This is a genomic window from Holdemania sp. 1001095H_141210_F2 (assembly GCF_015558105.1).
Lineage (GTDB): Bacteria > Bacillota_I > Bacilli_A > Erysipelotrichales > Erysipelotrichaceae > Holdemania.
Map to the genome: position 1 here is coordinate 64,429 of NZ_JADNPO010000007.1, position 20,321 is coordinate 84,749.

General features: G+C 52.1%; 17 protein-coding genes. 9 read left to right on the forward strand and 8 right to left on the reverse strand.

Annotation, left to right across the window (positions count from 1 at the left end):
* Positions 1 to 46: 46 nt before the first annotated feature.
* Complete coding sequence (locus I2G61_RS06415) at positions 47 to 1,873, forward strand: recombinase family protein (RefSeq protein WP_195548058.1); 1,827 nt, start codon at positions 47 to 49, stop codon at positions 1,871 to 1,873.
* 177 nt (positions 1,874 to 2,050) lie between these two features.
* Positions 2,051 to 4,663, forward strand: a complete 2,613-nt coding sequence (locus tag I2G61_RS06420; protein WP_195548059.1) for a response regulator — start codon at positions 2,051 to 2,053, stop codon at positions 4,661 to 4,663.
* Between the two features lie 244 nt (positions 4,664 to 4,907).
* Here the strand turns inward: I2G61_RS06420 and I2G61_RS06425 are convergent, their stop codons facing one another.
* Both I2G61_RS06425 and I2G61_RS06430 read right to left on the reverse strand, forming a co-directional pair.
* Positions 4,908 to 5,303 (reverse strand): DUF2871 domain-containing protein, encoded by a 396-nt coding sequence (locus I2G61_RS06425; protein WP_072684637.1) that lies wholly within the window; start codon positions 5,301 to 5,303, stop codon positions 4,908 to 4,910.
* Between the two features lie 21 nt (positions 5,304 to 5,324).
* Complete coding sequence (locus I2G61_RS06430) at positions 5,325 to 5,888, reverse strand: TetR/AcrR family transcriptional regulator (protein WP_195548060.1); 564 nt, start codon at positions 5,886 to 5,888, stop codon at positions 5,325 to 5,327.
* Positions 5,889 to 6,062: 174 nt separating this feature from the next.
* Between I2G61_RS06430 and I2G61_RS06435 the strand changes: the two genes are divergently transcribed.
* Positions 6,063 to 6,734 (forward strand): hypothetical protein, encoded by a 672-nt coding sequence (locus I2G61_RS06435; protein ID WP_195548061.1) that lies wholly within the window; start codon positions 6,063 to 6,065, stop codon positions 6,732 to 6,734.
* Positions 6,735 to 6,854: 120 nt separating this feature from the next.
* On the opposite strand, the gene I2G61_RS06440 is transcribed toward I2G61_RS06435, so the two are convergent.
* Complete coding sequence (locus I2G61_RS06440) at positions 6,855 to 7,619, reverse strand: HAD family hydrolase (protein WP_072684640.1); 765 nt, start codon at positions 7,617 to 7,619, stop codon at positions 6,855 to 6,857.
* Between the two features lie 133 nt (positions 7,620 to 7,752).
* Between I2G61_RS06440 and I2G61_RS06445 the strand changes: the two genes are divergently transcribed.
* Positions 7,753 to 8,277 (forward strand): GNAT family N-acetyltransferase, encoded by a 525-nt coding sequence (locus I2G61_RS06445; protein WP_072684641.1) that lies wholly within the window; start codon positions 7,753 to 7,755, stop codon positions 8,275 to 8,277.
* Positions 8,278 to 8,294: 17 nt separating this feature from the next.
* Complete coding sequence (locus tag I2G61_RS06450; RefSeq protein ID WP_072684642.1) at positions 8,295 to 9,086, forward strand: alpha/beta fold hydrolase; 792 nt, start codon at positions 8,295 to 8,297, stop codon at positions 9,084 to 9,086.
* Positions 9,087 to 9,315: 229 nt separating this feature from the next.
* Here the strand turns inward: I2G61_RS06450 and I2G61_RS06455 are convergent, their stop codons facing one another.
* The 5 genes from I2G61_RS06455 to I2G61_RS06475 form a co-directional block, all read right to left on the reverse strand.
* Positions 9,316 to 10,488, reverse strand: coding sequence for an FMN-binding protein (locus I2G61_RS06455; RefSeq protein ID WP_072684643.1), 1,173 nt, complete (start codon positions 10,486 to 10,488; stop codon positions 9,316 to 9,318).
* 322 nt (positions 10,489 to 10,810) lie between these two features.
* On the reverse strand, positions 10,811 to 11,752 hold the full coding sequence (locus I2G61_RS06460; RefSeq protein ID WP_195548062.1) for a carbohydrate kinase: 942 nt from the start codon (positions 11,750 to 11,752) through the stop codon (positions 10,811 to 10,813).
* Positions 11,749 to 13,065: a glycoside hydrolase family 32 protein gene (locus tag I2G61_RS06465; RefSeq protein WP_195396999.1), complete on the reverse strand. Its 1,317-nt coding sequence runs from the start codon at positions 13,063 to 13,065 to the stop codon at positions 11,749 to 11,751. Before I2G61_RS06465 ends, I2G61_RS06460 begins: the two co-directional genes overlap by 4 nt.
* Entirely contained in the window at positions 13,062 to 14,963 is a 1,902-nt protein-coding gene (locus tag I2G61_RS06470) for a sucrose-specific PTS transporter subunit IIBC (RefSeq protein WP_072684646.1), read from the reverse strand. The genes I2G61_RS06465 and I2G61_RS06470 overlap by 4 nt, the downstream gene beginning before the upstream one ends.
* A gap of 240 nt (positions 14,964 to 15,203) precedes the next feature.
* Positions 15,204 to 16,187, reverse strand: coding sequence for a LacI family DNA-binding transcriptional regulator (locus I2G61_RS06475; protein WP_072684647.1), 984 nt, complete (start codon positions 16,185 to 16,187; stop codon positions 15,204 to 15,206).
* 674 nt (positions 16,188 to 16,861) lie between these two features.
* Between I2G61_RS06475 and pflB the strand changes: the two genes are divergently transcribed.
* Genes pflB through pflA form a run of 4 tightly spaced genes read left to right on the forward strand, consistent with a single transcriptional unit; the run spans position 16,862 to position 20,175 of the window.
* A complete protein-coding gene (pflB, locus tag I2G61_RS06480; protein ID WP_072684648.1) occupies positions 16,862 to 18,919 on the forward strand; it encodes a formate C-acetyltransferase in 2,058 nt (685 codons plus the stop codon).
* Between the two features lie 3 nt (positions 18,920 to 18,922).
* Positions 18,923 to 19,162 carry a hypothetical protein gene (locus tag I2G61_RS06485; protein ID WP_072684649.1) on the forward strand — a complete coding sequence of 80 codons (240 nt, stop codon included), beginning with the start codon at positions 18,923 to 18,925 and terminating at the stop codon, positions 19,160 to 19,162.
* Positions 19,163 to 19,176: 14 nt separating this feature from the next.
* Positions 19,177 to 19,419, forward strand: a complete 243-nt coding sequence (gene grcA3 / locus I2G61_RS06490; RefSeq protein ID WP_006061091.1) for an autonomous glycyl radical cofactor GrcA3 — start codon at positions 19,177 to 19,179, stop codon at positions 19,417 to 19,419.
* A 6-nt stretch (positions 19,420 to 19,425) separates the two neighbouring features.
* Positions 19,426 to 20,175, forward strand: coding sequence for a pyruvate formate-lyase-activating protein (pflA, locus tag I2G61_RS06495; RefSeq protein ID WP_072684650.1), 750 nt, complete (start codon positions 19,426 to 19,428; stop codon positions 20,173 to 20,175).
* Positions 20,176 to 20,321 lie beyond the last annotated feature (146 nt).

The window sequence follows — 20,321 nt, forward strand, 5'->3', positions numbered from 1 at the left end:
GAAAGGGGCTGCTGTATAGCTGCCCTGGAAAGGAGGACATTTGAAAATGAAACGAAAGGCAAGAATCCAGGCTGGTATAGACGATAGGCTGGTAGCCATCTATGCGAGGAAATCCCGCATTACAAATAAAGGTGACAGCATTGGCGTCCAGTTCAAGCAAAGCGCCGATTATGCTGTCAATCAACTTTCTTTACCGGAGGATTATGAGTTTATCCAGTATGAGGACAAAGGCTTGAGCGGCTACTATTCCGACCGGCCTGATTTCCAGCGGCTTCTACGGGATGTTGAAATGGGAAAGATCAAAGCGGTAGCCTGCTATAAGTTAGACCGGATCAGCCGAAAAACATCTGATCTCATGCGGCTTTTGGAATACTTTGAGCGCCACGATGTGACGCTTTTGGTTTGCTCCAATAACATCAATACACAGATCAGCACTTCCAAAATCATCATTCAGGTACTGGCTATCATCGCTGAGTTTGAGCGCGACATCCTCACTGAGCGTATCCAGGATAATTTAATGGAACTGGCTAAGGACGGGCGTTGGCTGGGCGGTAAAACGCCCACCGGATTTTCTTCCAAGCGTGTGACAACGGGGAGCGGAAAAAATAAAAGCGCCATCAGCTTTCTTGTCCCCATTGAAGAAGAAAAAGAGATTGTGCTGGAAATCTACCGTACCTTTTGGGAAACACGTTCCCTGCTGCAAACAGCAAATCTCATTAGTGAGAAATATGAAACGAAACACGGGGCGAAGTTTACCACTTCTACCATCCGGCTGATTTTGCGAAATCCCATCTACTGTGTAGCCGACGAGTATTCCTATAATTACTTCCTGGAGCATGACGGGAATCTATTTGGAGAAGCACATGAGTTTGACGGGAAGCATGGCCTTTCCGCTTATAACAAGACCGACCAGATGAAAGTCGAGGATGAGGATTCCACGTTCTTCAACCCGAAGTTTTCCCAGCTTCTTACCAAGAAACCGATTAGTGAATGGATTGTTTCCGTCGGACGCCACGAAGGTTTTATCAGCTCCCGAAAATGGGTAGAAACACAAAATATGTTGGATGAGATTGCAGAAAAGTATAACAGGCCCCATAGAAAGACCAATGCTCTGCTGTCTGGCCTGATGTATTGCCCAATTTGCGGAAAGCGTCTGCGGGTGCTGCCGGAATCTAACCGTTGGACAAACGGTAAGCCCCGCTTCAAATACGCCTGCCCTGGGGCGCGGGCAAAAGAATGTACCTTCAAAGGGGTTGAGGGCGTAACGTTAGATGAATTCGTCATCCACTCGCTTTCCAGTTTACAAGAAGAACATTCCGATTATTATCGGCAGCTTTTGGAGAACCGGGTTGCCAGCATGATCCGCACCGACCAAGGCGAGAAAGAATACCAGGAAACAAAGAAAGCGATTGAGCGGTTAAATGCAGATATTGCCGCACAGGTACGCAATCTGCGTGAAGCGGACGACGCTCTCAAGCGTTTTATCCAGGACGATATAAAAGTGCTTACAGATGACCTTGCTAAGCGGGAGGCAGACCTGCGCCGCATTGAGAATACCCAGTCTGAAAATCACTACCTCATCCATGAATTGAACAGCATAAAAAAACGGCTGCTGTCTTTTGAGGAATTTGCAAAGGACGCACAGCCGGAAACTTTATTCACTTTGGTACACTCGATTGTTGACCGAATCTATATTACCACAGATGGCTCTACACAAAAGTGCCAGGTTTATATTAAAGGCTGCGCCACGGAGGATTATTCCGACATACTCGGCGCAGCCGAGTACATAGATGGTAAGTTCCTTTTGCCGGTGGCAACTTATATGCCGCCGATGTGTGATTTAGATAAGTATAGCATTTGTAAAATATTATAGCTTAAATGGTATAAAAACTAACAATATCCGTAAAAACAGATGTTTTTTCAATATGGAATTGTTTTTTTCTTATTTTAATTTATAATGAATAGGATTGAAGAATTTTCGGCCATCGCACTTAGAAAAAAGGCTAAAATGAACCTCAGGTGCTGATCAAACAAGTAAGGGAGAAAAAAGATGAAGTCTAACTTTGCTTCCAGTAAAGCAACTGTGGCCAGTACGCTGGTTATTTGCGTCATTTCGATTATTTTTTCATTGAGTTGCATTTATTCCATACGGAACATGGAGGCCGCGGCTTCCCGTATTTATGATCATCCATATACAGTTTCCAATTCCTCCCGCGAAATGCGTTCGCGGCTTTTGGACATGAAACAGTTCATCAGTATTTTCCTGACGGACAGCTTCCATTCCATTGAAGAAACAGAAGACCTGCTGAACAGCCGGTATACGATGCAGCAGCAGTCGCTGGATCGGATTGCCGAAAATTATTTGGGGCCAGCGGCGGATACCGAACGCCTGCAGGAAAAAATGAATGCGCTGATCGAGGCGCAGGCGGTCTTGCTTCAACAGGTTCCCAACCTTACGAACGTTGAAATTAACGATTATTTGAATGAGAATATCTATCCGATTTACGATGAAGTCAGCGACACGCTGACAACGATTATCACGTTTGCCAATCAGAAAATTTTATCGCTTGAAAAAGAGATGAAAAGAACAAGTTCGCTGGCGATCATCACCGCGATTCTGCTTTCCCTTTTCATTATTGTATTAAGTATCAAAACGACGCGCAATCTCGAACGCCGCCGCGTTCATGACGTCGCCGATCGGGAAAAAATGTTCGATTTACTGTCCACGAACGTCGATGACGTCTTCTTTATTTATAGTTTAAAGGACAAGCTGATGGAATATATCAGTCCCAACTGCACGCGGATTCTGGGATTGGATGAGGAACAGTTGGAAGACTATGATAATTTTATGTCGCGGCTTTCGGAAACGGACAGCACCGCACTCTATCAATTATTTCATTCCGGCGTTCTCCGCAGCCAGGCTGAGCTGAACCTCAAGCTGGAAGTCCATGGACAACGGGAGAGCTGGCTGTTATTAAAAGTTTATCCGATTTTAGTTGACGATCAGGTTGTACGGTATATTATCAGCATCAGCGATCAGACTGAGGCGCTTCTGGCGCAGCAGAATCTGCGCGACGCTCTGGCTCTGGCGCAGAAAGCCAACGATGCGAAAAAAGACTTTTTATCGCGGATGAGCCACGAAATCCGCACGCCGATGAATGCGATTATCGGGATGGCGACGATCGCCGCGGCGAACATTCAGGATCAGCGGCGGGTAGAGGATTGTCTGACAAAGATCGGGTTCTCTTCCAAACACCTCCTTTCGCTGATCAACGACGTGCTGGATATGTCAAAAATTGAAGAAGGCAAGCTGACGATCAGCCGCGAACCGTTTGAATTCCGTCAGCTGATTCAGTCCATAACCGCGATCATTGATTCTCAGGCTCGTTCCCGCAATCAGAATTTTGAAGCGACGGTCGTTGATTTCACTGAAGAAGTCATTATCGGCGACGCAATGCGCGTGAATCAGATTTTACTGAATCTGTTGTCCAACGCCGTCAAGTTCACGCCGGAAAATGGAAAGATTCGCCTGGAAGTCCGGCAGATCGGTTTCCGCAACAATCAGGTGCGCCTGCGCTTTACCGTCAGCGATACGGGGATCGGCATGAACGAGAAATTTTTACAGAAGCTCTATATGCCGTTTGAACAGGCGGATGGATCAATTTCGCAGCGGTTTGGCGGAACGGGATTGGGAATGTCGATCACGAAGAATCTGGTATCGCTTTTAGGCGGAACCATTCAGGTCTTCAGTAAAGAAAACGAAGGGACGACGTTTATCGTCGAGCTGGCGTTTGATCGGATGGAAGCTTCGGCGCACGTTTCTGAGACGCAGAAGCTGGAAACGCTGGGCGTTCTGGTTGTCGACGATGATCAGGACACCTGTATCCATACGTCGATCCTGTTGGAAAAAATGGGAATTCAGGCAAAGTGGGTTCTGACGGGCGAAGCCGCGGTGCAGGTTATTGCGGATGCGCATGGAACGGACGACGAATTTGACGTCTGCTTCATCGACTGGCAGATGCCGGATATGGACGGCATTGAAACGACGCGCCAGATTCGCAAGCTTGTCGGAGCGGATACGTTGATTATCATCATATCAGCTTACGATTGGAGTCCGATCGAACAGGCGGCCCGGGAAGCGGGAGCGAACGCGTTCATTTCCAAGCCGATGTTTGCCTCAACGATTTATAATACGCTGATGGCGGTAACGCGCCGTCCGAATTTCGAGTCCGCCCCGGCTCTGGACTTACCCAAGACAGTTACGCCGCACGATCTTTCCGGCCGGCGGGTCTTATTGGTTGAAGATAACGAATTGAATATGGAAATTGCGACGGAGATTTTAAGAATGGCGGATATGCAGGTGGAACATGCCCTCAATGGTCAGGATGCGGTGGATCAGATATTAAATTCTGAGGCGGATTACTTTGATCTGGTCCTGATGGATATCCAGATGCCGGTTATGAATGGCTATGAAGCGACTCAGGCTATCCGGAATTCGAATCATCCCAACGCTAAAACGCTGCCGATTCTGGCTATGACAGCGAATGCGTTTGTTGAGGATATCGCGCGGGCCAAGGAAGCGGGAATGAACGCCCACATTGCCAAGCCGATCGACGTCAGCCAGCTGTATACGACGCTGACGGAAATCCTGAATCAGGCATAAAGGCAAGAATGAACCGCTGAATCGGGAAAAATCCGGCTGGTAATGTAATTCCGGGTGAATTGCGCTGTCTAATCCAAAGTAAAAGAACTTGACTACTTTCCAGTCAAGTTCTTTATTAATTTGTGCGCTCTTTTGCGCACCGGCGGGATCAGGCTTTGTTTTCAATTCCGGGAGAATCTGAACGAGAAGCTGAATAGCCGAAGATCACCGCCAAAGCGAAAGAGCAGCGCTTCTTAAGTGTCAATTAAGCGCGGGAACGGATCAGATTCAGGATCCAGACTAACCCGACGCCCCATAAAATATGGCCTAAACCGGCGATCCCGGCGATCATGGCGCCGACTGCCATTCCCTGCACTTCCATCCAACCGTGAACTAAGAACAAGGCGACAGTCCAGATCAGGCCGACGTTATAAACGATGAATGCCTTGCGGAAAGAAGCGGTTTCGGTGAAATCAATGAACTTGCTTAACAGCGCGACGATCAGGAAAAATAAGACGCCTAACAGAAACAGATGGCCATGAGCCAGCGACAGATAAGTCCGGCCTGTATAATTGAGCATCCGCGTAACTTCGCGGTAGAAGACGCCGGCGGCCATGGCGGCCAGGGCATAGATAAAAGCGGTATTGATCAGTTTTTTCATTCAATGAATTTCCTTTCTTTTTTATTGGTTTTGAGTTTGTTCAGCTGACGCCAGGACGACTTTTAGCCATTCCCGCAGCGAAGCATAGCAGTAACCGCGGTTTTCCAGACAACCCAGCAGGCTGTAAAACAGGAAAGCTGCCCGCTCGTTGAGCTGATCGTCAGTTTCATCAGGAAAGCTAGCCTTGAGCGCTAAGGCCAACTGATGGGTCAGATGTTTCTGGGCGTGCAGTTCCCGGCTCTTGGCTTCTTCTAAAGCCGCAGGAGATAACCCGGAGGCGGCATGCAGAAATTCTGCCGAGAATTCGTCGACACTTTCCTTCATTGTGGAATAAAGCCAGTCCAGCTTGACTAAAACGTCGCCCTCGGGAAACGTCTTCTGGTGAAAACAATTTTGCCAGAACTGCTGGACCACGTCCAGAACCAGACTGTCTTTCGTCGGATAATAGTTATACAATGTGCCTAACGCGATATTGCATTCGCGGGCTAAATCACGCAGCTTTAATCCGCTTAAGCCGCCGGTGCGCGACAGCTCGATTGCTTTTTCGATTAAAGTCTGTCTTAAATTCGGCAAGAGTTTAGGCAAAGAAATCCTCCTTTCATGATATGAACTATGTTCATTATAGGAAGAAGAAGCCTGAAAGTCAACGCTGACGCTAAAAATGAACAAAAAAAGAAAGGGATGAAAAAGCCGTAAAAGTGTTGACAGAATCGATCTTGACGCCTATAATGAACAACGTTCATAAAAGGAGGAAAAATCATGCAGGCTATTGTAGAAACTGTATTCGACATCGTTTATCTTTGTACGGTGATCACGCTCGGACTGATCATGATCCGCGCCGGGCGCGGGCATCGTCAGTATGTTTTGTTCGGCATCATGGCGGTGACCTTAGGCGCAGGGGATGCATTCCATCTTGTGCCCCGGGCGCTTGCGTTGTGTACGACGGGATTGGAAAATTATACGTTCGCGTTGGGAATTGGAAAATTCATCACATCCATCACGATGACGATTTTCTATGTTTTATTGTATTATGTCTGGCGTCAGCGGTATCAGGTGAGGGGAAAGCAGGGACTGACCAGGGTTGTCTATCTGCTGGCGGCGCTGCGGATCGCGCTGTGTCTGTTCCCGCAGAATGGCTGGACCAGCGCCAACGCTCCGCTATCCTGGGGAATTTACCGCAACATCCCATTTGCTTTACTGGGATTGTTGATCATCGTGTTGTTTTATCAGAGCACGAAGGAGCATCACGACGCGGCGTTTCGCTTCATGAGCCTGACGATCATTCTCAGTTTCGGCTTTTATATTCCGGTTGTGCTGTGGGCGGATACCCTTCCGTTAATTGGAATGTTGATGATTCCGAAGACCTGCGCTTATGTGTGGACGGTGTGGATTGGCTATTCAGCCATGCGCAAAGAGCTTCAGGCAAAATAAAGACGCAGCGCGTCTGAGAATACAAACAGCCGCGGTCTGGAGAAATCCGGCCGCGGCTGTTTTGATCGAATGAGATTTGGTTGGGCCGTTAAGAGTTAACGAAAATCCCGGCGGTATTCGTTATTGAAAATCGGCGAGGTGTTTTTCTAACCACCAGGCAACGCCGTCATCTTCATTGCTCAGTGTGTGCTGATCGGCAGACGCTGAGATTTCCCCAACGGCATTGGCCATCGCGACGCCGCAGCCCGCTTCTTGAAGCATTTCCAGATCGTTGTAATCATCCCCAAAAGCGACAACCTCGCTTAAATCCAGCCCCAGATGATCACATAGCGCCCGCAGCGCACTGCCTTTATTGACCTGATCTGCCGTAATGACAAAGATGTCCGGATTTTCGGTTAACGGAACGGCTTTCATGCCATAACTGGAAAAGTCAATCGCCTCAACTGCCGCGTGATTGGACGTTACGATGAAGATTTTCTGGATCTCATGCGTTTCAAAATGATCAAGATCCAGCCGCAGCGATTCGCCTTTGTTGATGTAATACTCGTTGGTCGTATACCCTTGCGTCGGATAGAACAGCGTAATATGCACCGGCTCGATTTTCCGGACAACTTGAATCAGATCGATTACTTTCTGATTGTCAATTTCCGTGCGGTGAATGACCTCGCCTTGATGATAGACGATCGAACCATTGGTGCAGATCATCGAACGGGCGTGAATCAGATCGGCATAGCGCTGAGTCCGTATGATCGCCCGGCCGGTCGCCACGACAATTTCCGTTTCCGGCGGCAGTTTAGCGAAGGCGTCTATGGTTTTTTGAGACAATGATTTATCTTCGTGAAGCAGCGTCTGGTCGAGATCGACGACGACACATTTGTATTTCATTAGAACAATCCCCCTTATAATCATTGAGTATAGCATTTCAAGCCTCAGGGAACAAGCGGCAAAAGGCGGTGTCATGCCCTAATCATGGTATAATGAATAAAACTGGAAATTTGCGGACAGGAGGGATATGTTCATGATTGAAATTCGTAAGGCAGAAGCGGAAGATCGGGAAGCCGTTGCCCGGCTGATCGAACAGCTGGAGGAAGCGCCGATGGATCGGGAAGTTTTTAACGGTGTTTATCTGGAAAATTTGAATAACCCGCAGATTGTGTATCTGACCGCGCTGTCAGAAGGAAAAATTCGCGGCTTTGTGAGCGTGCACGTGCAGAAGCTGCTTCATCACATAGCGCCGATCGCGGAGATTCAGGAGCTGGTCGTCGACGAACAAGCCCGCGGTCAGGGCCTGGGAAAGTTGTTATTCGGGAAGGCGAAAGAAATCGCGGCGCAGGCAGGCTGTCCGCAGCTGGAATGCGCGTGCAATCAACGCCGGACTTCCAGTCATGCCTTTTATAAAAAGCAGGGAATGACGTGCCGGCATTTTAAGTTTACGCTGCCGCTCAGACCGACCGATGTGAAAGCAATATCAGACCCGAGTGAGTCATCGGATTGTTCGTTGACACGGGCTGATCGTGAAAGATCAGCGTCATCCATGCGATAGAAAGAGGGGAAGAAACGATGCTTCAGGAGTTTTTCAGTCCTTCAGCGCAGGCGTTTTTGCGTTATGAGGAAAGGCCGGGAACCGGCCCGGCGCTGATTCTGATTCACGGAATTGGGTGTACCGGCGGCCTGGATTATTCCCAGGTGGCTTCCGCACCGGCCTTGCGGGGAAAACATTGCGTCCTGATCGATTTAATCGGCGCGGGCGAAAGTGAGAAACCGCGGGAGTTTACCTATACCGTCGCGGCTCATGCGCAGGTTCTGACCGAGCTGATCCGCGAGCGGTTCAGCGGTTCTGTAATTCTGTATGGTCACAGTCTCGGCGGGCCCATCGCATTAAGCGCCGCAGAAAACTGCCGTGCCCACGTCCGGGGCTTGATTCTCAGCGAAGCGAATCTCGATCCCAGTCCATCCGATCAGCCCAGCTACAAAACGGCGCAGTTCAGCGAAGCTGTATTTGTGGAAAAAGCCTATCCCCATCTGTTCGACACGGTAGGAAAACCCCATGGAATTCCGCCAACCTGGGCCCTCACGCTGCGGACCTGGCTGCCGGAAGCGATGCACCGGCTTTCCGTGGATGCGGTGCGGGGCGGAAAGCCGTCATGGCGGCAGCGTCTCTATGATCTGGATTGTCCGAAGACGTTTTTGTTCGGGGAGAAATCGCTGCCGGATCCGGATGTCGAGGAACTGGCTCATCATGGCATCAGCGTGCGCATTTTGTCCGGCGTCGGTCACAACATGGCGTATGAGGATCCATCGCTTCTGGCGCAGGCGCTGGCCGATTTTCTGATTCAGGTTGAAAGCGATTGAGAAAATGCGCCTTGACGATAAAAACAATAGGCATTATTGAAGATGACTCCACGATCAGCGATCGGATCGCGGACCTTTGACCGGCCACGCCTGTCAGGGGATCTGTGCTATTTGTCTGTGCCTGGTGAATCGGTGAGAATTTCCGGATGGGAATAGCATAAAGAAGAAAAAAGACTGGAACGTTTCGGTTTTTACCTTTCACGTTACAGTCTCTTTCTTTATTTTCAGCCTATAAACTGTTGTAATATTCGATAGCGAACTGAACCGCTTTTACCAGTCCGTTGGATGTTTTTGTCGCCCCGGCAACCGCATCGACGGAATCCGGCGCTTCCTGATTGTCGATCAGCTTCTGAATGAATTCTGAACCTTCCGCAGTTAACAGGCCGCCGACCGTATCGGTTTCCTGATCGTCACGGACTGTGATCGCCGTGATTTTTTTCGTGCTGTCATCGAAGCTGACATGCGTTTCAATTTCTCCGGCATAGCCCTGCGTCACGACTTCCACCGTAGTGACACCCTCCGCGGTGCTGTGATTGGTGACGCCTTCAAATAATTCGCCATGGATCGCCATGTAGACCATCCGCTGGAAATCGCCGACAAACGCGATGGTCGCGCCGGTGATCGTATCACGTTCCTCGATCGGCTCGCTCTGCTGGTTTACTGTTTTGAACATTTCATAGACGTCTTGAAGCGTCATGTTGTTAGCCAAGATGTAATCCGCGATCGCGTCGATCTGTTCGCCATAGCTGCGTCCGCCATGGAAGCCGGCGAAGGAAACACGCTTTGTGCCTTCCACAAACGCGCCGTCTTTATAGAGATCAAAAAGCGCAAGCAGATCCTTCAGCGGCGTATCCTCCGTCAGCTGAAGCTTGGCTTCGTTGGCCAGATATTGATAAATCATCAGCGAATCTTCCATGTTCAGCTGTTCGCCGGTGTAGTTGGTGATTGTCAGATCCTTAAACGTCGAAGCGTCGGTCAGATCCTTGCAGACGGCGGTGATCATGTACTGTCCGAATTTCGTTTCATAGCCGTTCATGCCCAGATTTGTCAGCTCAAAGCCATCGCCGGTTTTAGTCACAGCGGCGTCGGAGACGTTCATCTGATAGCCCATGATGTCTTTCTTGGAGTATTCTCCTTCCAGTCCCTTGTTGCGGATGATATCGAAGTTCAGTTCGGTGATGATGCCGTCGGTCGTTTTACCTTCAAAGATAAACGTGTCGTTTTTCGGCTTGCCGGCCGAGGTGGTGCCGACCATTTCATATTCGGCGGAAAAGCTTTCGACCACAGGAGCGGTAGATTCCTCTGGCGTCGGCGTTGGCGTATCCTCCTTCGGCGTTGAAGCGCAGGCTGTCAGGCCCATGGCCATGGCGCAGGCAGCCAGGATCGCGAGCAGTTTTTTCATTTCTTAAATCCTCCCTTTGTTTAACTTTTATCATATTTGAAAAATAAAAACAACTTGTTAGCGGATGAACGAACTATTCTGAAGCAGGAACATAAATTTCTGGTTTAAAAGCTTAAACCGCGGGACCATCGTTTCCAGAATTTGTGATGACTCTTTATCAACGGTTTGTCCAGGCGAAGCGGAAACGCAAGGATCAGGTGAAATTGATGAATTAAAAAAGATCCTGCACTTCAGGCAGGATCCAGGTAAAAGGGAGGGGATTATTGGCCGTGACTGATTTTAAGGAGAGAAGCAGTGAGAGGATGAGCAGGAAAATTGGAAATTATTCTGTCAGCGTGGTCGGATAGGAGGAAATTGCGCCTTTCTGCTGGATGCTGGCGGCGCAGAAAGCGGCGCTGGCCCGGAGGTAGCGGCGCAGCTGTTCTGGGGAACAGGCAGTCAGATCGCTGACCTGATCGCGGGCGCATTGATAAAGGAAGGAGCCGATAAAGCCATCCCCCGCCCCGGTCGTATCCAGCGCTTCTACGGATAAGGAAGGTTCGTAAATTTCCGCGCCGCGCGTCAGGGCATAAGCGCCCCGGCTGCCGCAGGTATACAGCACCAGCTGCGTCCGCTCGGTAAACAGGAACGCCTTCGCTTTTTGCAGATCCGTCGTTCCGGTGATGAATTCCAGCTCTTCGTCGGATATCTTGATGATCTCCGCCTGCGGCAGAAATTCCCGCACCGCTTTTTGACAGGCTTGGGCATCGGGCCACAAGGGCAGGCGGATGTTCGGATCGAAGCTGATCAGCGCGCCTTGTTCGCGAGCCATCGCGATGGCCTGCCTGTGAGCCTGGCACATTGGAAAATCGCCCAGGCTGACGCTGCAGAAATGCAGGAAGCCGCAATTCTGGAAGCCTTCTTTCCGGAGCTGGTCCGGCCGCATCAACATGTCTGCGCCGGGTTTGCGGTAGAAGCTGAATTCCCGGTTGCCATCCGCTTGCAGAGCGACGAAGGCCAGCGAGGTGTTGGCCGCGGATGTCCGCTCGATCATCGTCGTATCGACGCCATAAGACGCTAATTCGCTGACGATTTTATCGCCGAAGCCGTCCTGGCCCAGCTGCGTGATCATCGCACTGGTTCCGCCCAGGCGGGCAAACGCGCCGCAGACGTTGCACGGCGCTCCGCCGACATGCGGCTCAAACGACGCCACGTCCTGAAGCCGGCCGGTCTGGGCGGGGATGAAGTCGATCAGCGCTTCGCCGATCGCAATCAGTTTTTTCATTCGGAATCCCTGCTTTCTATTTCAATTCGCGGCGCCTGATACAGCGTAAAGTCACAGCTGGCGGCGACATTGCGGACGGAACCTTCAAAGAAACAGCGCGAGGTCAGGCTGACATCGCCGTCATTGATGAAAATTTCAACACTGGAGACGTCCATATACAATTCCAGACTGTCCAGTTTGTCCAGCTCGACATGCCGCTGAGTCCGGCCGCAGCCGCATTGCGAACAATCCAGCGTCAGTAAGCCGTTTTCATAAACAAGTTTCAGGCCGTCGATCGTTAAGGTCAGCGCCCCATGCGGGCAAGCTTTTAAAACGAAGGTCTCCGGCGCCTTCGTCTGCCTGACGGTTTTGGTCAGAGCTGGCCCGGCCTGCAGCTCTTCAATGACCCGCTGCTTCAGCCGGCCGTCTTCAAAGCGCAGCTCGCGCGGTAAGGTCAGCGCATGCATCCAGGTTTTTGTCGGTATCGTATAGTCCGTGTCCGGCAAGCCCATCCAGCCGATCAGAATCCGCCGGCCGCGAGGATCCAGAAACGTCTGCGGCGCGTAGAAATCGAAACCGTGATCGAGCGTGCGGTATGTTCGTGCTTCATCGCCATGGAGGATGAAATAGCCGTTGTCGTAAACATTTTCATAGTGATAACCCTGACGCTCTAGCCCCTGCGGACAACAGAGCAGCACATCGGCTTGATCAAAATGAAGCAGATCCGGGCATTCCCACATATAGCCCATCTTCGCGGCGGAACGCAGCACGGCATCCAGCCGCCATCGTTGTAAATCACGGCTGCGGTAAAGCAGGGCGCAGCCTTCGTCGTCCAGCGTGCGCGCCCCCAGAATCATTTCATAGCCGTCGGCGGTTGGATTGACCTTCGGATCGCGGACATGGCACGAGCAGAAATCCGGATAATCGGCGTTGGTCAGCACGACCTGTTTCTGATCAAAGCGCAGCCCGTCTTGACTGACGGCGTGGATTGTATTGTGCTGGCGGCCGGAGCGGATGTAATCGTGATCGCCCGGTTCCTTGACGTTGCCGGTGTAGAAGAGGTGCAGCTGCCCGTCCAGCGAAAGCGCGCTGCCGGAATAAGCGCCGTGCGATTCAAAGCGTTCCACCGGTTTGACCGCCAGACCGCAGTCGGTGTAATGGCGGAAATCGATCGTTGTGAAGTGTCCCCAGCACTTGCGGCAGCCGCCGGTCAGGCTGTCAGGATCCGCTTGATAATAGATCTGGATTTTCCCGTCATGGACGCACAGCCCGTTGGGATCGTTCAGCCATCCCCGCCGGGGCGACAGATGATAAGTTAAGCGGTAATCGGTCATTGTTTGTCTCCTAAGGTGATGATCGGCTGGGCTTGCGCTGCTTCACCCTCAAAGGTCCAGTGAAACGGTGTCGGCGCGGTGAAGATGCAGCAGATTTCCGTCGAACAGCCCTCGTCTTCGATCTGTTTCAGATTCATGATTGCCAACGGTTCCCCGGCGCGGACGTTCTGGCCTTCCTGAACGAGAATCGTGAACGGTTCGCCGTTTAAGCTGACGGTATTGATGCCCATGTGGATCAACATCTCCACGCCGTCCTCGTTGACCAGTCCGATTGCGTGTTTGGTCGGAAAGATGAATTTCACGGTGCCGTTGATCGGCGCGCAGACTTCTCCGCAGGTTGGGAAAACCACGAAGCCGTCGCCCATCAGCTTTTCACTGAATGTCCCATCAGTGGACTGCTCGATCGGTTTTACCATACCGGCAGCCGGTGCTAAGAGCGTCTGGTTGTCCACCGCGGGAAGCGCGTTCCGTTTGTCTGTCTGCGGTTTTGTATTTCCAGTTGGGTTCTGTTGCTTTTTCGTGAAGACCAGCGTCAGGATGAAGGCGGTGACCATGCTTAACGCCAGCCCGATCGCAAAGTGCAGCCAGTCGGCCGGACGGATTGAGATGAAGCCCGGCAGGCCCGCGGCGCCCAGCGCGACGGCTAAGACATGGTGGAAGGCGACGTAGGCCGAACCCACAGCGGAACCGATGATCGCCGCGTAAAACGGCGTTTTCAGCTTCAGGTTGACGCCGAACATTGCCGGTTCGGTGATCCCCAGCAGCGCGCTGATTCCGGAAGCCGAACACAGACTTTTCAGCTTGGAATCTTTAGTTGTTGCCAGAACAGCCAGCACGGCCGCACCCTGCGCAACGTTGTTCATGGAGGCGGTGACAAAGATGAAGCTGCCGCCGGTGACTGCGGTTTCCGCCAACAGCTGCGTTTCAATCGCGATGAAGCTGTGGTGCATGCCGGTTAAAACGATCGGAGCGTAGAACAAACCGAACAAACCGCCGCCGATGAAGCCCAGCGAATGATACAGCCACGAAATCCCGAAGGCCAACAGGTTGCCGGCGGTGCGCATGATTGGTCCGACCGCAAGGAAGGTGACAAAGCCGCAGACGAGAATTGAAATTAGCGGCGTCGTCAGATTATCCAGCCAGCTCGGTGTGATTTTATGCAGCGAGGTTTCCAGTTTGGCGAGGAAGAACGACATCACCAGAACCGGCAGCACCGTGCCCTGGTAGCCGACCGCTTCGATCGACAAACCAAACAGATTCCATGTCGGAACGAGCGCGCCGGTACCATAGCTGTACGCGTTCATCAGTTCCGGATGAACCATGATCATGCCCAGGACTGCGCCCAGGTAAGGATTGCCGCCGAATTTCTTCGTTGCGCTGAAACCGATCAGCACCGGCAGAAAAGTAAAGGCGGCGTTGGAAAACAGGTTGATCATGGCCGCCAGATCAGCGAACTGCGGAGCCAGCTCGATTAAGGTTTTTCCACTGACAAATAAGCCTTCGGCGGTGAAGATATTGTTGATGCCCATCAACAGGCCGCCGGCGACAATCGCCGGAATGATCGGTACGAAGATATCGCTGAGCATCTTGATGAAGCGGTTGATCACGCTGCCCCCGGCTTCCGCTTTGGGCTGCGGCTGGACAGGCTGGCTGCCGGTCAGCTTCAGGACTTCGTCACAGACCTGATTGACGGTGCCGGAACCGAAGATGATCTGAAACTGCCCTTTGGCGTTGAAGACGCCCTTGACGCCTTCAATTTCGGCGATCGTGTCGGCGTCGATTTTGGATTCGTCCAGGCAGGTTAAACGCAGCCGGGTCGCGCAGTGCATGACGTTGCTCAGGTTTTCCCGGCCGCCGACGGCGGCGACGATCTGAGCGGCGATGGATGGATAATTCATAGTTTCTTCCTCCTTGTGGTACCGTTCCCATAATTAATATAGACCTGTCATTCGGAAATGTCAACAGGAAATATGGGAACGGTACCATATTTTTTAATAATCGTTTATTTTTATCGTTTTCCCTTTCTTTCAACTTGGCTTTTCTCCCATTTTCGGCGTTGATTTTTTTATCATGATCTGAAGGACGGTGAAAAAAAGCGGGCTGTGCCCTTCATAGCGACAGGGGAAAACAAAAAAGCGCTATCGGTCGATAACGCTTTCGCCTTCGATTAAAGTATACCCGATCTTAACGGATTCCACCGGATTGCCCGCGATCAGTTCGAGAATCAGCTCGGCGGCGGTGCGGCCTTCCAGCTCATAGTCGAAACGCACCGTGGTTAACGCCGGAGTCAGGACTTCAGAGACATCGTAGCCGCCAAAACCGACTAACGATACATCCTGCGGAATCCGCAGCCCTGCGCTGTGCAGTTCCTTAAATGCGGCCAGCGCCAGATTGTCCGTTGCGCAGATCAGACAGTCCGGGCGGTGCGTTTTGAGGTATTCCCGCACAACCTGACGGGAGGTCGCAAAACTGAAATCGGTTTCCAGAAAATCAATCCGGGAAAGTCCGGTTTCCTGTAAGCCGTCCAGAATTCCCTGCTTGCGCGTGATCCCGACGGCCTTATCCGTTTCGCTGACGCCCAGCAGGCAGACCGCTTGATGATGAGTCTGTCCGATCCGCAGTCCAACCTCGCGGCCGGCTTCGTAATCGTTCAGTGTGATCGTGACGACGTCCGCCATTTCCTGCGCCAGCACGATCACCGGCAGGCGCAGCTTATGGATGATCCGTTCATGTTCCGGCGTGATCTGCGTGGCTAACAAAATAATTCCCTCGACGTTCATCCGGCTGAAGCTTTCCAGACTCGACAGCTCGCGGATTTCATTGTGATTTGTGTTGATCAGCAGCGGCGTATAACCCGATAAGCGCAGCTGCTCGTCCAATGCCGTCAGCACCCGCGCACTGGTGCGGGAATCAATCGAGGGCGTGATCACCCCGATCTGATAGGAATGCCGGGCTTTCAGCGTCTTCGCTACGGAATTGGGCTGATAGTGATATTCCCGGCAGACCGCTTCAATCCGCAGCCGCGTTTCTTCTTTGACATAACCGCCGTTAAAGTAGCGGGATACTGTGCTTTTGCCTACGCCCGCAAACTCGGCGATTTCCTTCATCGTTATTTTCGTCATTCTGTCGTCTTCCTTTATGCGTTTCATCATAGCATAACCGCCGGGCCGGATTCAAGGCATGTGGGTTAAACCTGCGGCGAAGAGCCGATCTATATTGATCAATTTCTAAACTGAGGGCAAAGGTATGATCGTCTTGTTTTCAAGCGGCATAAGGGTAAAAATGTGATGCTGCATCAGAATCGAAGGGAAAATCAGGGTTTTGTCATTTCGCCCTGGATTCACACTTCCCCTTCACTTTGCAGCGTCGTGACTAATTCTGGGTGTCTTAGCGGACGTCTTTTCCTTGTTGCCTGTTCGCTGAAGCGTATAGAAAGTTTTGGCGCCTGTTTGCGGTTTAAAAGATAAAAAAACGGGAAGAAGCTCAGAACAGAAGAAAAGCGGGTTCGGGTTGCCATGGGAAGCAAGTGGACGGAAGCGGCCTGTGCAGGCAGGGGAGCATCGCCATGGGAAAGAATAAAAAAGGACTCGATCCGCAGAGAGTCTTGCTTGACAATGCAGGATAAATTGGCTATTCTACCATTGTTAGAATAACCTAACATATTTTTTAAACTTGTAACCGATTACAATGGAAAATGATGTTTCCGACCTCTGTTTTTTTATTCTCAAACACGGTAAAATAAAACGGTCTTGTCCCCTGCGACAGGAAATCTTACAAACAGTTATAGGAGGATACTATGGAAGACTGCTACAAGGGATTTGTTGAAGGCGTCTGGTCCCGCGAGATCAACGTCCGCGACTTCATCCAGAAGAACTACACCCCGTATGACGGCGACGATTCGTTTCTGGCGGGGCCGACGGAAGCCACGCTGAAACTGTGGGATCAGGTCATGGAGCTGAGCCGCCAGGAGCGCGAAGCCGGCGGCGTCCTGGATATGGATACCAAGATCATCTCGACGATTACTTCCCACGGCCCGGGTTATCTGAACAAGGATCTGGAAAAGATCGTCGGCTTTCAGACCGACAAACCGTTCAAGCGTTCCCTGCAGCCTTACGGCGGCATCCGCATGGCGCAGAAAGCCTGCTCGGACAACGGCTATGAAGTCGACCCGGAGATTGTCGATTTCTTCACCGTCCACCGCAAAACTCACAATGCGGGCGTGTTCGACGCCTATACCCCGGAGATGCGGGCCTGCCGTTCCAGCCATGTTATCACCGGTCTGCCGGATGCTTACGGCCGCGGCCGGATTGTCGGCGACTATCGCCGGATTGCGCTGTATGGCGTTGATCGTCTGATTGAAGACAAGCAGCATCAGAAGGATTCGACGCGCGTCATCATGTATTCCAACGTCATCCGTGAACGGGAGGAACTGTCGGAACAGATCCGCGCGTTACAGGAGCTGAAAAAACTCGGTGAAATCTACGGCTATGATATTTCCCGGCCGGCCAAGGATACCAGGGAAGCGATCCAGTGGCTGTATTTCGGCTATCTGGCGGCCGTTAAGGAACAAAACGGCGCGGCGATGTCGCTGGGCCGGACCTCGACCTTCATTGATATCTACGCTCAGCGCGACCTGGACAACGGCGTTTACACCGAGGAAGAAATCCAGGAATTCATTGATCATTTCATCATGAAGCTGCGGCTGGTCAAGTTTGCCCGTACCCCGGAATACAACGAACTGTTCTCCGGCGATCCGACCTGGGTCACGGAATCGATCGGCGGCGTCGGCATCGACGGCCGGCATCTGGTCACCAAGTCTTCCTTCCGTTACCTCCATACCTTAAAGAATCTGGGCACCGCGCCGGAACCGAACCTGACGGTGCTGTGGTCGACGCGGCTGCCGCAGAACTTCAAGCGATTCTGTGCCAAGACCTCGATCGAGTCCTCGTCCATCCAGTATGAAAACGACGATCTGATGCGCGTTACCCATGGCGACGATTACACGATCGCCTGCTGCGTCTCCTCGATGCGCATCGGCAAGGAAATGCAGTTCTTCGGCGCCCGCGCGAATCTGGCGAAGTGCCTGTTGTACGCGATCAACGGCGGCGTCGATGAAATTTCCGGCAAGCAGGTCGGACCGGAATACCGGCCGATCACTTCGGAATATCTGGATTACGACGAAGTTATGCACAAATACAAGCAGATGATGAAGTGGCTGGCGCAGGTCTATGTTAACGCGCTGAACATCATCCATTATATGCACGATAAATATTGTTACGAAAAGCTGCAGATGGCGCTGCATGACAAGGACGTCAAGCGCTGGTTTGCCACCGGCATCGCGGGTCTGTCCGTCGTTGCCGATTCACTCTCCGCGATCAAATATGCCAAGGTCAAGGCGATCCGGGATGAACGCGGCATCGTCGTCGATTATGAAGTCGAGGGCGACTTCCCGAAATACGGCAACGACGACGACCGCGTCGACGCGGTTGCCAGCGAGATCGTCCACACCTTCATGACTTACATCAAGGGCAACCACACCTACCGCGGCGGCATCCCGACGACCTCGATCTTAACGATCACCTCCAACGTCGTCTATGGCAAGAACACCGGTTCCACCCCGGATGGCCGTAAGAAGGGCGAGCCGTTTGCGCCGGGCGCCAATCCGATGCACAAGCGCGACAGCCATGGCGCCGTCGCTTCACTGGCTTCGGTTTCCAAGCTGCCGTTTGCGGATGCGCAGGACGGTATCTCCAACACCTTCTCGATCATTCCCAACGCGCTGGGTAAGGAGATCGTCACCAGCGGCGATCTGGAAGTCGAGCTGGAGCTGGATGAAATTGAAAGCAACGAATAAACGATGAAGCAGGAACAGCTGATCGACGATTTGATCGCGCAGCTGGACCAGTCCTTCGCCGCCGGCGTGGGCCATGTCAACGTCAGCGTCGAGGGATCGACGGTTCAGCTGGAGAAGATCGACAAAAATGAAGAAAGCCTGGTCAAAGAAGTGGAAACGCTGGGCTGTCTGGATTGTGAAAAACAGAATCTCGCGTGCAAGACCCCGACGTTAATGGAGGGGCTGGACCGGAACGAAGAATAAAGGAGGAAACGAATATGAGTACGATGGATCAACAGATCGACAACCTGGTATCGCTTTTGGACGGTTATGCCGAAAAGGGCGGACATCATCTGAACGTCAACGTTTTCAACCGGGAAACGCTGCTGGACGCTCAGGCACATCCGGAAAAATATCCGCAGCTGACCGTGCGCGTCAGCGGTTATGCGGTCAACTTCAACAAGCTGACGAAGGCGCAGCAGGACGAAGTCATTTCGCGGACCTTCCACGAACAGATTTAACGGCGTATGAGCGAAGGCCGGATTCATTCGCTGGAAAGCTTCGGCACCGTCGACGGGCCGGGCGTCCGGCTGGTTGTGTTTGTCCAGGGCTGTCCAATGCGCTGCCGGTATTGTCATAATCCTGATACCTGGCGGCGCGAGGGTGGTCAAATGATGAGCGCGGCGGAAATTCTTCGGACATACAAACGCAACGAAGCGTTTTACCGCGGCGGCGGAATCACGGTGAGCGGCGGGGAACCGCTGGGACAGAAGGAATTTGTCAGGGAGCTGTTTGCGGCGGCGAAGCAGGCTGGAATTCACACGTGTCTGGATACGTCGGGGATTTTATTTGATCCGTCCCATCCGGAAGCGTTCGATTCCCTGCTTGCGGTCACGGATCTGGTGCTGTTGGACATCAAGCAGATCGATCCGGCTCAGCACCGCTGGCTGACCGGGCAGGACAATGAGCGGATTCTGGCCTTCGCCAGGTATTTGAACGCGAAGCAGGTTCCGGTCTGGATCCGGCACGTCTATGTCAACGCGTCCCTGAACCCGCCTGAGCAGTTATTCGCGCTGGGTGAGTTTTTAGGCACACTGCACAATGTCAAAGCGGTCGACGTTCTGCCTTATCATACGATGGGCAAGGTCAAGTATGAGCAGCTGGGGCTGGCCTACCCGCTGGAAGGGATTCCGCAGGCGACGATGGAACAGGCCCGCCAGGCCCGCTCAACCATTCTTCAAGGCATGCGGAAAGCGCGGCGTCAGACTGTGTCCTGATAGGAACAATCTGAAAGCTGACTGGCATAAAAAAACAACGCTGATGGAATTCCTGACTTCGGAGATTCTATGCAGCGTTGTTTTTGTGTGAGTCCGGCGAAGATCAGCATGAGATCTTCGCGGTTTAATCCCTTATCAGATACGCA